This window comes from Levilactobacillus andaensis, assembly GCF_016861695.1.
Taxonomy (GTDB): Bacteria; Bacillota; Bacilli; order Lactobacillales; family Lactobacillaceae; genus Levilactobacillus; species Levilactobacillus andaensis.
On sequence record NZ_BOLP01000002.1, the window covers coordinates 50,800 to 63,003 of the forward strand.

12 protein-coding genes are annotated in these 12,204 nt (G+C 50.0%); 2 read left to right on the plus strand and 10 right to left on the minus strand.

Going from position 1 to position 12,204, the window contains the following annotated elements:
* Positions 1-14 precede the first annotated feature (14 nt).
* Positions 15-551: a GNAT family N-acetyltransferase gene (locus tag JUF10_RS00420; protein ID WP_373301255.1), complete on the plus strand. Its 537-nt coding sequence runs from the start codon at positions 15-17 to the stop codon at positions 549-551.
* A 60-nt stretch (positions 552-611) separates the two neighbouring features.
* On the opposite strand, the gene JUF10_RS00425 is transcribed toward JUF10_RS00420, so the two are convergent.
* The gene (locus JUF10_RS00425; RefSeq protein WP_203640280.1) at positions 612-1,400 is read right to left on the minus strand and encodes a tyrosine-protein phosphatase; all 789 of its coding nucleotides are present in this window, start codon (positions 1,398-1,400) and stop codon (positions 612-614) included.
* 190 nt (positions 1,401-1,590) lie between these two features.
* Here JUF10_RS00425 and JUF10_RS00430 point away from each other — a divergent pair, with 190 nt between their 5' ends.
* On the plus strand, positions 1,591-2,307 hold the full coding sequence (locus JUF10_RS00430) for a sulfite exporter TauE/SafE family protein (RefSeq protein ID WP_203640281.1): 717 nt from the start codon (positions 1,591-1,593) through the stop codon (positions 2,305-2,307).
* 50 nt (positions 2,308-2,357) lie between these two features.
* Here JUF10_RS00430 and JUF10_RS00435 read toward each other — a convergent pair whose 3' ends face one another.
* The 9 genes from JUF10_RS00435 to JUF10_RS00475 form a co-directional block, all read right to left on the minus strand.
* Positions 2,358-3,722 (minus strand): MDR family MFS transporter, encoded by a 1,365-nt coding sequence (locus JUF10_RS00435; RefSeq protein ID WP_203640282.1) that lies wholly within the window; start codon positions 3,720-3,722, stop codon positions 2,358-2,360.
* A 169-nt stretch (positions 3,723-3,891) separates the two neighbouring features.
* The gene (locus tag JUF10_RS00440) at positions 3,892-4,656 is read right to left on the minus strand and encodes an ABC transporter permease (RefSeq protein ID WP_203640283.1); all 765 of its coding nucleotides are present in this window, start codon (positions 4,654-4,656) and stop codon (positions 3,892-3,894) included.
* Positions 4,649-5,359: an ATP-binding cassette domain-containing protein gene (locus JUF10_RS00445; RefSeq protein ID WP_203640284.1), complete on the minus strand. Its 711-nt coding sequence runs from the start codon at positions 5,357-5,359 to the stop codon at positions 4,649-4,651. Before JUF10_RS00445 ends, JUF10_RS00440 begins: the two co-directional genes overlap by 8 nt.
* Positions 5,352-5,726 (minus strand): GntR family transcriptional regulator, encoded by a 375-nt coding sequence (locus JUF10_RS00450; RefSeq protein WP_203640285.1) that lies wholly within the window; start codon positions 5,724-5,726, stop codon positions 5,352-5,354. Before JUF10_RS00450 ends, JUF10_RS00445 begins: the two co-directional genes overlap by 8 nt.
* Before the next feature lie 1,095 nt (positions 5,727-6,821).
* Positions 6,822-8,237, minus strand: coding sequence for an NAD(P)(+) transhydrogenase (Re/Si-specific) subunit beta (locus JUF10_RS00455; protein ID WP_203640286.1), 1,416 nt, complete (start codon positions 8,235-8,237; stop codon positions 6,822-6,824).
* Positions 8,234-8,545, minus strand: a complete 312-nt coding sequence (locus tag JUF10_RS00460) for an NAD(P) transhydrogenase subunit alpha part 2 (protein WP_048732835.1) — start codon at positions 8,543-8,545, stop codon at positions 8,234-8,236. The genes JUF10_RS00455 and JUF10_RS00460 overlap by 4 nt, the downstream gene beginning before the upstream one ends.
* On the minus strand, positions 8,542-9,750 hold the full coding sequence (locus JUF10_RS00465; protein WP_203640287.1) for an NAD(P) transhydrogenase subunit alpha: 1,209 nt from the start codon (positions 9,748-9,750) through the stop codon (positions 8,542-8,544). Before JUF10_RS00465 ends, JUF10_RS00460 begins: the two co-directional genes overlap by 4 nt.
* A gap of 437 nt (positions 9,751-10,187) precedes the next feature.
* The gene (locus JUF10_RS00470) at positions 10,188-10,856 is read right to left on the minus strand and encodes a hypothetical protein (protein WP_203640288.1); all 669 of its coding nucleotides are present in this window, start codon (positions 10,854-10,856) and stop codon (positions 10,188-10,190) included.
* A 225-nt stretch (positions 10,857-11,081) separates the two neighbouring features.
* Positions 11,082-12,050 (minus strand): aldo/keto reductase family protein, encoded by a 969-nt coding sequence (locus JUF10_RS00475; RefSeq protein WP_203640289.1) that lies wholly within the window; start codon positions 12,048-12,050, stop codon positions 11,082-11,084.
* Positions 12,051-12,204 lie beyond the last annotated feature (154 nt).

Here is a 12,204-nt window from a genome sequence, read left to right on the forward strand (position 1 = left end):
TCAACCACACGTCAATCAAGGATCAGCTCGCTGTCCGGCGCTTATACCTGAAGAGTTGGCCCACAACTGAACAGGTTCCATTCTCCATTCTTCGATTCAAAGCGCAATCGTCGATCGTTCACTTCTACTCGTTATACGACGGCGATCAATTCGTCGGTTTTACGTATCTCATTTTTCACGAGGAAACTATCTACATTTTCTACCTGGCAATTGAACCCGCCAGCCGGACTGAGGGATATGGTGGCCAGCTTCTGGAGCAATTGAAGGCGACCTACCCACAAAAGCGCCTTAGTGTGACTATCGAATATCTCAGTGCCCGCGCCGACAATTACACCCAACGTGTCCAACGTCGTCGCTTCTTTGAAAATCATGGCTTTAAGATGGCCAGCTTTTGGATCGAAGAACAAGGCCTGCCCTACCAAGTCATGACTTGGAACGGTGACATGGATAGCAAGGAACTGGAAAAAGTCGTCCGCCACTACTCCGGTATTCTCTTTCGCTTCTTCGTCAACCTAGAGGTCCATACGTTAGGGATGCCTGACGATTATTAAACCAGTCAAAAGCGACCGACTCGCAAAGGTGAGTCGGTCGCTTTTATATTGTCTGCCTAATTAGTGAGCAGCTTTAGTTAATAAGTTAGCCTTGATTGCCTTGATTTGTGCTGGCGTGATCTTTAAGCCCTTCTTCACGTAGTTATCCATGGACCCATATTGCTTGTCCACTTGCTTGTAGAAGGAATTCAATAACGCTGGCTTAGCCCACGTCACGTTTAATTGCGTGTTGGACAGTAAATAGTCACGTTCGATGTCGCGCTTGCTTACCCCTAAGATGCTGTAAATGATGGCCGCTGACGTCCCGGTCCGGTCCATTCCATGGGAACAATGGAACAGGAGCGCGCCCTTCTTGTTTTCGGAAATTTGAACTAACAGATTGCGGTAGCTTCGGCGGGCGGCACCCTTGGTTGCCATGTCGAAGTACATCCCTTCGTCATCGTTGTCGTAGTTGGACTTCGTTCCCAGAACGGAAGCTTGCATGTACTTCACGCCATCCATTACGGGATCTGGCTTCTTCAAGATTTGTTCCGTCGTCCGCAAATCAACGATCTCACTCAAATGATAGTTCGCCGTCAATTGGAGTTGATCGGAAATCGTCATCTTTTCTAAGGAGTCACTCCGAAGCAACTTGCCCATCTTGACCCGTTGGCCAGTCTTGGTCTTGTAGCCCCCCATGTCACGCATGTTTTCAGGACCACTTAAATGAATCGGCCGGCTCACCTTTTGTGAGATAGCGGGTTGCAGTTGTGCATCTGTTGGTGTTGCGGTAGCGGCGTAGGCTGGTGTCACCGCAGTCGCTAGGACTAGGGAGCAACCGAGTGTTGCCAGTACTGTCTGGAATCGCATAGTTATTAATTTCCCCTTTCTGAATAGTCTTAGAATACCAAGCTCATGTAAAGGACCGACAAACTTCATGTAAGCATTTTGTATAACCTCTTATCAAATGCATAATGAAAAGGTCGCCAATCCCGGTCCGTTGACTTTCGCGACCAAGACATTCAAACTTGAATTTAAAGACTCTAAAGGAGGTCTCCAGATGTCCTGGTTACTCATTATTATTCCGTGTATGCTTGCCGGTCTCGTGCAAGGACTCACGGGATTCGGCGCGGCGATTATCATGATGATTTTTCTGCCGTCACTACTCCCCATCGACCAAAGTGCCGGGGTCGCCGCACTGATCATGTCAGCCAGCGTGCTCACACTGGTCATCCGTTATCGCCATTCAATTCGCCTCAAGCGCATCATCATTCCCTTTCTCATTTACGCTGGGGTGGCGTCGTGGTCTGTTCACCTGGGACAGATTCTAGACGTCCAATTACTACGTGACCTACTTGGTGGATTACTCGTCGTTTTAGCTCTCTATTTTGCCTTCGTTAAGCGGGCCAGCAATCAACAATATCCCTTACTCGTAGCCGGTATCTTTATGATCATCTCTGGTTTTTTCAATGGTCTATTTGGTATCGGTGGGCCACTAATGGCTCTGTATTTCCTGTCCCTAGCGAAAACAACGCCTGAATACATCGCCAGCGTTCAGACCTTTTTCCTGATCGATGTTATCTATATCACCACGCTACGGGTCGCCACTGGCATTCTCGTCGTGCAAGACATCCCCATCATCCTGGTCGGCATGGTGGGCGCCGTCTGCGGCACGATCATCGCCAATCACCTGATGACTCGCATGAACATGGCCATGGTCCAGCATCTGGTCTACCTCTTCATTGGCATCAGCGGCGTCTACTATCTCTTTTTCTAAACAGCAAAAAACGGGTCAGATGGCAGCACTTGTCATCGACCCGTTTTTAATTAATTAGTTTTCTTCAATTGTCGTGCCAATAGCCAGCAGACAAAGACCATCCCCGTCGACAACAGGTAGCTAAACTTGATTCCAACCAACTGACTGTTCATTGACCAGTGAATGTGGCTGGTACTCGTCAGACTGATGATGGCCACCAGCAGCGCGGTCCCAAATGAAGCCGCCACCTGCCGCAACGTGTTGTAGACCGCCACGCCATCCGGAATCATTGGCAATGGCAGCATGGACCAAGCGTGCGTCTGAATTGGGATCAGCACCAAAACCAGTCCTAGCTGGCGAATCGTCTGCCCGACAATCACGTAGGTCATCGACGAGTGGCTCCCCGTGGCGCTCAACAATAGCGACCCACTCATGTCAATGGTCAAGCCAACCATCACCATTCGCCGGAAATTATACCTGTCGTAAAACCGACCACTCAACGGTGAAATGATGGCCGTACACACCGACCCTGGTAGCAACGTCAAACCGGAAACCAGCGCACTTTGATGGAACACATTTTGTACTAAAACTGGAATGATAATGGCATTTCCGTACATCGTGACCATCAGCAACATATTAATAATCAGTGGCAGATTGAATTGCCGGTACTGAAACACGTGCAAATTCAACAGTGGCGCTGTCTTTGTCCACTGACTCTTGACGAATAGCCCCAACAGAATTGCGCCCAACACTAAGGGGACGATGCCCTTTAGCGACAGGAACGCCGTTTCCCCAACATTGGAAAAACTATACAGTGCCAGCGTCAAGCCCAATCCCGACAGAAACAGCCCTGTGCGGTCCAATGGCTGCCGTTGCAAGTCGCCCACATTTTCTAAGAACTTAGGCGCTAGCACCACGTCGAGCGCCATCAACGGCAACGTCAAGCCGAACAGATATTGCCAACTTAGGTGCGTCAAAATAACCCCCGCGACCGTGGGCCCTAAGACTGGTGCCAGATTCAACGCCAAGCCGACGATACCCATGGCTGCCCCCCGTTCGCTAGGCTTGGTCGACGTCATCACGACCACGTTGACCAGGGGAATAATGATCCCCGCCCCCAACGCCTGAATCATCCGGCCAATAATTAGGACCGGGTAAACCGGTGCCATTGCGCCAATCAACGACCCCAAAATGAAAATCAACGACGCCGTAAAGTACAATTGGCGCGTCGTGTACCGTTTGATCAAATACGCAGTAGTCGGAATCATTAGCGCATTGATCAGTAAGTAGCCATTGTTGAGCCACTGGCCCTGTGCTGTGGTGATGTGAAACGCCCGCATGATTGCGGGTAAGGCGGTGGACATCAACGTCTGGTTAAGGACGCTGAGAAACGCACCGACCATGATCAGTGCGAAAGAAAAATGAGTCTTATGCATAAGTTGCCCAACGACCTTCATATGTAGTTTCGTGCTGAAAAAGCACTCTTTTTAGCATATGGATACCCTCACCATTTGTCAACTTGAGATGGCTCACCCAATCAGTCATTTATCGACCCAAAAAAACGTGCCCACAGATTAGTTGTGGACGCGTTCTTTGCTGTTCTATTTAGTTTGGAATCGTTTCAACCCACTTCTTCAGCAGGAAGACGTTGATGACTGACTCAACCAAGGCCACCACGAGCACCCCAGCAATGTTGATCAAGAACTGGGTTTGTTGTCCGCCGCTCAGGATGCCGCCGAGGTTATTGAACTCGTGCAGCATGAACATGGCCACCCGCGTTACCAGGTAGATGACGATGATGTACAAGACCACGTCCACTGCCCGCCGGCTCACGTTTGGCAAGAAGTTATTCGTTGCGCTAACTGCCAAATGGACCAGAGAGATGGTCGCCCAACCCATGATGAAGATGGCCAGCGCCATTAAGAGAACTCCGCCGGCAATCTTTGCGGCTTCAAGCGTGCTGTAATCCGGACCACTCATTTGTGCCAGGAGCTGCGTCAGATAACTATTTTCTGCGGCAGCCGTAATCATGTAAAGCACAAATTGAACGAAGCCGAAGTAGATGAACATGACAAACGTCGTGACCAAATTGCTCAAGTATAATTGCGTTTCGCCAATTGGAATCAACCGGTACGTGTCGCGCGTATAGACGTGTTCATTTTCAATGCTGAGCATGATAAAGGTAATCCAGATTGCGGGTGCGGACCAAGCCGCCGTGACGCCGATCAACTCGCCGTCACCAATCCCACGCGTAGCTAAGCTCCACAGCAAGGTAACGGCAATCACCGCTAATTCGGCCAAAATAATCTTATTGACCAATCGGAATCGACTCCGACCGAGCACTTTAAATAATGATCCAAAGTTAGTCATGGTTGACGCTCCCCTCGTACAAACTCTCGTAGTAGGCTTCGATGCCAATACCAAACTCCTCACGAACCGCATCACTCTGTTTGTGGGCGTAAATCGTTTGGTCCTTAACAATGACGATCTCATCTAAAATCGGGGCGATCTCCGAAACGTAGTGGTCGCTGATAACCATCGTTGCGTCGTCTGGCTTCCATTTGATAATACTACTAATAATCTTCTTGCGACTCATGCTGTCGATCCCGCTAAACGGTTCGTCCAGTAAATAGAGATGCGTCTGCCGCGCCAAGGTCAACGCGATGATGACCTTTTCCTTCATCCCCTTCGACAGTGCGCCCAATTTCAGGCTCGTGTCGATCTGCAGGAAGGTCACCAGCTCTTCATAGCGTTGCCCACTAAAGTCTGGATAAACCATCCGGTAAAAGTCAGCGACGCGGTCAATCCGCGTGCTAGGACGAAATCCCCGTAGTTGTTCGGTGAAGCTCACGTTGCTCTTGTGATGAGCCGCAACGCTATCGCCGCACACCGTAATCGTCCCAGACCCCTTTGCGCTCCCCGTAATCAAGCGCATCAAGGTCGTCTTCCCGGCACCGTTTTCCCCTAACAGGCCTACGATTTTCCCCGTTTCCAGGGTCAGGTCGATGCCGTTTAAAATCGTCTTTAAATTGTGCTTGTACGTCAAGTTTTCAATTGCCAAAACGTTAGTCATGTTGCTGCCCCCTTCCTGCGATATAAGTCTTTAGGCTCGAAATGATTTGTTCATCCGTCAAATTCAATGCGTGTAATTCGTTGTAGACCCGCTCCAATTGTTCCACAATCAACTGCTCCTTTAACTGGGTAATTCGATTTTTGTCCATCGTGACGAAATTCCCCTTTCCCCGTTGAGACTCGATGGTGCCCTCCGTGATCATTTCCCCGAGTGCTCGCTGAACGGTATTGACGTTGACCGTCAGATCCACCGCCAATTGGCGAACGGCCGGTAGCTTATCCCCTGGTTCTAGCGTGCCGGTCATCATTTCATGATAAAGGTAATTCTTGATTTGATAGTAAATCGGGACCTTATCATCAAACTTCATATTGTCCTGCCTCCCTAGTGTTATATTTTACTATTACACTATAACATGTGGCTATTGGATTGACAAGAGGTAGGGCATGATTTGTTTGAAATGGCCGCACTCCGGCTGCCAGGGATTACGCCTGCTGTGGGGACGCTTCAGCCCAGGGGGCGGGCTTCTCGCTCGATTTGAAGCCGCGAAATTCACGCGTCTTCAAATTCGCCCATGTTGTAGGCTAGCAAAGAACGCCAGCCAACAACATTACCACGGCTGGCTCCATCCCTGGCCTCCTCCGGCTCATACTGATTTTTCCCATGACATACGTTGAAAGCAAAAAATCACTTAGAATTTCTAAATTGCTGGTGTCCATATAATTCAGTGTGACTATAGACTGTACAATTCCAACAAGAATCTACTTTAATTACCCTCTATCCCCCCTTAGCTAGTGACCATTCCATCAGGCAAACCGGTTATAAACTACTAATAGTCCATTTCAACCTATGATGGCCTCACAGAATGAACTATGCATGCAGATTAAATTATTCAATTCCCAAATCCTATCTGATATTAATTTCTGTACAATCGACCACTGCCGTCACCAACTAGCATAACTTGAAGCCGCATCCGGTATTGGCGCAACGAATCCAGGCTACCTGCCAGACTGATAGGACTAATTGACCCAATAGCACACAGCCAAGCTATAACTCTGCAGTTGCCTGTATCAGCTCACGGCCAACAGCAAACCGTCCACCAACAAAATTGCCACGCTCCCCATTCAAAACCCAGCGTATCTTCTATGGTCCCAACGTCCAAAATTGCCCAGCACAATCAGAGCCAGAGGCGGCCAGAGATGTAGCCGGCCGTGATAATGGTGTTGGTCGGAGTTTCATCCCGACCTACACCATGGGCGACTTTGAAGACACACGGGTTTAGTGTGGCTTCAAAGCGAGCGAGAAGACTGGTGTCCTTCCAGGCTGAAGCGTCCCCACAGCAGGCGGAATCTCTGGCAGCCGCAGTGCGGCCATTCTTAGCCAATCCATTATCTTTAAGAAGGACCAAAAAAGACGCCACGTTAGCAATTAACGTGACGCCTCAACACATTCTATTGATCGATGATTACTCCAGGTACTGCTTAGTAGAAGCCACAATGTCTTGCAGCCCCTTCTTAGCATCGGAGAAGAACATCTGCGTGTTGTCCATGGAGAACAGTGGGTTTTGCACGCCGGCATACCCTGTACTCATGGAACGCTTGATGACAACGACGGACTTCGACTTGTCGACGTCCAGAATTGGCATCCCAGAAATTTCGTTACCACTTTCCCGAGCTAACGGGTTGGTAACATCGTTGGCCCCAATGACCAGCGAAACGTCGGTGCTTTCGAACATTGGGTTGGCATCGTCCAACTGCTTCATTTGTTCATAAGGCACGTTGACATCGGCCAACAGCACGTTCATATGACCAGGCATCCGTCCAGCAACTGGGTGAATGGCGTAGTTCACATTGATTCCCTTATCGGTCAAAACCTTGGCCAATTCGGCAACTTCATGTTGGGCTTGGGCAGCGGCTAACCCGTACCCAGGAACGATCATGACGTTCTGTGCGTAGGCTAATTGCAACCCAATATCGTCGGCGGAAGTTTCCTTGACGTCAACTGGAACGGCATCGGCAGCACTACTTGTGTCGCTATCGCCAGTCCCAAAGCCCCCAGCCAAAATGTTGGCCACGGACCGGTTCATCGCATCGGCCATCTGTAAGGTCAAGATGGTCCCGGCAGCCCCAACTAAGGCCCCGGCAATAATCAAGACTTGGTTATTGATAACGAACCCGGCAAAGGCAACCGCTAAACCGGTGAAGGCATTTAACAGCGAAACCACGACCGGCATATCGGCCCCACCAATTGGCAACGTCATTAACAGCCCGAAGACCAAACTCATGGCCAAGGCTAAGATAACGTACCAGATGTTGGTTGGGTAACCAATCATGAACCAAGCGGAAGCTAAAATGGCAATGACCACAATAATATTTAAGATTCGTGCGCCGGGTACCGTAATTGGTTTCCCGGAGACGTGACCTGAAAGTTTCCCGGTCGCAATCAATGACCCGGAGAAGGTGATGCCCCCAATAATAACGTCCAGCAGAACTGGCAGGGAGAACGCGATACTTAAGCTAGCACCGTCACCTTTAAGTAAGTAATCGAAGATCCCGATAACGGCGGCAGCACCACCACCAACGGCGTTGAACAGACTAACCAGTTGCGGCACGTCAGTCATTGGCACCTTACGCGCCTTGACGACCCCATAAAGGATCCCCAAAGCCAGGCCCAAGATCAATACGATCCAGCCAATGGCATCGATTTTACCTTCAACAATGATCGTCACAATAATCGTGATCACGGCAAGGAACATGCCAACGGCTGACAGGCCATTCCCGTGACGAGCGGTCTTTGGTGAACGCATCATGTGCACACCTAAAACGTAGCAGACCGCGGATATCAAATAAATTAAGGAAGAAATCGTCTGTAGAGCACTCATTTCTGATCATCCTCCTTTTTGGCTGCTGGTTTGCGGTCAAACATCCCTAACATCCGGTCGGTAACGGTATAACCACCCGCAACGTTGACGGCCGCAAAGAAGGCACCAAAGAATGCTAAACAATAGAAGACCCAGCTGTTGGCCTCGGCCGCGATGACAAATGCCCCCACGACAACGACCCCGTGAATCGCGTTGGCCCCGGACATCATTGGGGTCTGTAAGGTTGCTGGAATTTTACTCATAACTTCAAATCCGACTAATAGACTCAAAACAAAGATTGCTAAGTTCGTAAATAGTTCTTCACTCATGCTTGATCAACTCCTTTTTTATCGTCTGGTTGATCGGCGGGCGTCTCCTCCGCGCTAGCAGGGTGACGTTCTGGTAGATCCATCGCCGAACGTTCGCGACTACTAATAATTTCCCCTTGGTAGGTCGCGAGCAATTCACCAACGACTTCATCGTCGACATCCATGACCAGCTCGCCATCCTTGGTAATATCCGTGATGACCGACTGAACGTTCTTGGCGTACATGTCAGAAGCAGAAGCTGGTAGTTGACTGGCCATGTCGCCGGCACCCACGATTTGGGCGTCATTTGCCGTCGTCACCGTTTCGCCTGGCTTAGACCCGGCAACGTTACCGCCTAATTCACTAGCGGCTAAATCAATAAAGAGTTTCCCGGCCTTAGCTTCGTCCACCGACTTCTGGGTAACCAGTAATGGTGGTCGGCGCCCAGGAACTTGTGCGGTCGTGATGACCACGTCGTTTTGGGCGATAAATTCAGCTAATTCAGCCTGTTGTTGAGCGGTTTCTTCGGGAGTCAATGCCCGCGCGTAACCGCCTTCACCAGTGGCCGAAACAGAGGTCGTCAGGAACGTTGCCCCCAGGGATTCAACTTCGCCCCGTGATGCTGGCCGAATATCGTACCCGGAAACCATGGCCCCTAACCGTTTAGCAGTCCCAATCGCTTGCAGACCAGCAACCCCGGTCCCTAAGACTAAGACCTTAGTTGGCTTGGCGGTCCCGGCAGCGGTGATCATCATTGGCAGGTACCGGGAAAACCGGTCCGCTGCCAACAAAGCTGCCTTGTAACCGGCGACACTGGCTTGTGAACTTAAAACGTCCATCGTTTGTGCCCGTGACACCGTCCGTGGCAAGAGTTCAAATGCCAACGCATTAACTTTTTTAGCCGCTAATTTCTTGACGAAGTCTAAATCCGTTAATGGTGATAATAAACCTAAAAGCGTCTGGCCAGCTTGCAACTGGTCAACCACGTCGTCGCCAGGCTGGCCAACCGTTGCGATAATGGTCGCCTGCTTGACAGCAGCAGAACGGTCGACAACTTGCGCCCCCGCATCCGTGTAGACAGCATCTTGATAGAAGGCTCGTTCACCGGCCCCCTGTTCGATCAGCACTTGATAATCACTTTTGACCAGCTTGCGAACAACGTCCGGTGACAAAGCAACCCGATTCTCGCCAGGTGCTTCTTTCAAAGCCGAAATGGTAATTGACATGCCATACATCCCCTTTTGATAAAGTCTTCACAACTCAACTATAGGGCATTTCCGGGTGCAAAACAATGCTCGGACGGCCAAATTGATAAATATCTTGATAATTTGTTTAATTTGACCAATTTTAGGGTCATTTAGTCGGCTATTTTTGCAAAAGATGGGGTTAATCGTCAATACCGTCACTATCACTCGGAACGACTCGTTGAACTGCAAGTTATAAAATTCGACTAGGCCACTTCCCTCAAAATTTAGTCGTTGTCCCAAGAGTCCTGGTCCCACACCAGCTTTGAAAAGTATCTTTACAATTCAGATTGACCACCAATTAGGGCATCGGCACTGGATAAGTCGATTTATAAAATTTACAACCGGCATCAGCTGACAAAAAGGCCCCGTGCCAGTCCGTCTTCACGAACCGGCACGGGGCCTAGTTTCATCACTTTTTAACTTAACCAGCCGTCCATCCAGAACTTCTTGGTCACAATGATCTCGCTCGCAGCGGTCGTGAGTTGCTTGACCATCTGGGCATAGGCATCGTTAGCCGTAACCTGTTGTAACCGCCCAGCCAGCGCAGCCATATCGGTCTCGCCAAACAACCATTTCAACGCGTCCTCTTGCTCTAAGATGATCAAGAGATTTAGCGTCGTGTGGGTCACTTGACCAGACTGCAGCTGCTGCTTAAGGGTATCAATCACCTGCTGGCGACTGGCGTCCTTAGGCTCGTAAATAACGTGCGGCGTCAGGTTATTTTGAAATAACACGCGCTCCGTTGTCCCGGCGGTCAAGGTTTCGGCCCCGATGCCATCGTAAATGGTATTGGCAATGTCCCAGCTCGTCACCAATTTTAGAATCGACTTCAATTGAGGCGTCTGCATCAGGTCATTTCGTAGCCGCATCTTGAAGGCCGCTAGATAGGACGGTAGATTCTCCCACTGCGCGACGTCCGCAATCGCTAAGTTGTCCCCGGTCACGACCAGGACTCGCTGATCAATCAAATCGAGTAAGGCACCCAAAACGAAATAGGCCTGGGTGGTGAACCGAGTACGGAGAGTCGGTTTCTGCCCGATTCTTTCGGTCAAGAGTAAGTAGTTTGTTGCGGTCGTGAGTGTCACGCGGGGTTCCTCCTTGATGGTTTAAGTTACGGCCCATTGCCGGTAACTAAAAATTTACAATTTTATACATTTCGAATTTCTTACGAACCGTTAGTATAACACACCCACCCCTGGGAAGCTAGGTGGGTCATGTCCGGCACGACGCTTATTTTCAAAATTCACACTAATCAGGCGATAAAAAAGCGCGTCTGGCACGACACGCTTTTTAATACACTTGCTGTATATTTAGCCAATTTGCCGCGAGAACTTCTTGAAGCCAAACAACTTGTCAATTCGGGCAAAATATTCGGCGGGAATGTCCAAGTCAATGGCCTTCAGGTTATTCTGTAATTGCTTAGGCTTGCTGGCACCGGTGATCAGACTGGAGATGCGAGGATCGCGTAAGCCCCAGGCTAAGGCAAACGTCGACAAGTCCGTGCCCAATTCATCAGCCATTTTGACCAACTCTTCGACCTTATCCAAGTTGTCATCGGTCAATAGCGCCTTGATCTGCCCTTGGTAGGTTGCCCGTGAACCGGCTGGAATCGCTTGGCCTTTACGGTATTTCCCCGTCAGCAACCCTTGTGACAGCGGCGAGAATGGCACGACGCCCAGCCCAAGCTTGCCGCAGACATCGAGCAGTTCGTGTTCAATGTAGCGGTCGAACATGTTGTACTGGGGTTGGACCACGGACATTGGGTGCAGACCGCGTTCTTGGATAATCAGTTGGGCCTCTAAGATTTGAACCGGCCGCCATTCGCTCACACCGTAGTATAGAATCTTCCCTTGGTCGACTAAGCCACTCAGGGTGGTCAGCGTTTCGGCCAGTGGCGTTTCGGGGTCAAACCGGTGACAGAAGTACAGGTCGAGGTAGTCGGTCTGCATGTTGGTCAACGATTGATCCAATGATTCAGTAATGTGCTTACGGGAGAGCCCGCCGTCGTTCACGCCCTCACCCGTTGGGAAGAAGACCTTACTGGACATCACCAATTCCTTGCGGGGGAACTGCTTCAACGTCTTGCCCAAGAAGCGCTCAGCCGCGCCACCACTGTAGGCGTCAGCACAGTCAAAAAAGTTGATGCCATTTTCATAAGCTAACTTGATACTCTGTGCGGCCAGGTCCTGCTTGTCGCCCGCACTCACGTCAGTCATCCAGCTCCCAAGTGCCAATTCACTCACGCGTAATCCCTGTTTTCCTAAATGCCGATACTTCATGTGAAATCCTCCTAGTTTTGTTGTGAGGTCTAAAATGGAAGCGGTCCCACAACGTCATAGATTTAGTCTACCAGATTTTACGCGACTAGGTCAGTAACCTGACTAATATTGGGCGAAAAATTTAGCGGTGGCAACCTTTTTAGTGACTAATCCT

Coding starts and splice junctions, on each gene's coding strand:
- JUF10_RS00425 (WP_203640280.1), bottom strand. CDS start 1,400: ATGCGATTCCAGACAGTACTGGCAACACTCGGTTGCTCCCTAGTCCTA.
- JUF10_RS00430 (WP_203640281.1), top strand. CDS start 1,591: ATGTCCTGGTTACTCATTATTATTCCGTGTATGCTTGCCGGTCTCGTG.
- JUF10_RS00435 (WP_203640282.1), bottom strand. CDS start 3,722: ATGCATAAGACTCATTTTTCTTTCGCACTGATCATGGTCGGTGCGTTT.
- JUF10_RS00440 (WP_203640283.1), bottom strand. CDS start 4,656: ATGACTAACTTTGGATCATTATTTAAAGTGCTCGGTCGGAGTCGATTC.
- JUF10_RS00445 (WP_203640284.1), bottom strand. CDS start 5,359: ATGACTAACGTTTTGGCAATTGAAAACTTGACGTACAAGCACAATTTA.
- JUF10_RS00450 (WP_203640285.1), bottom strand. CDS start 5,726: ATGAAGTTTGATGATAAGGTCCCGATTTACTATCAAATCAAGAATTAC.
- JUF10_RS00455 (WP_203640286.1), bottom strand. CDS start 8,237: ATGAGTGCTCTACAGACGATTTCTTCCTTAATTTATTTGATATCCGCG.
- JUF10_RS00460 (WP_048732835.1), bottom strand. CDS start 8,545: ATGAGTGAAGAACTATTTACGAACTTAGCAATCTTTGTTTTGAGTCTA.
- JUF10_RS00465 (WP_203640287.1), bottom strand. CDS start 9,750: ATGTCAATTACCATTTCGGCTTTGAAAGAAGCACCTGGCGAGAATCGG.
- JUF10_RS00475 (WP_203640289.1), bottom strand. CDS start 12,050: ATGAAGTATCGGCATTTAGGAAAACAGGGATTACGCGTGAGTGAATTG.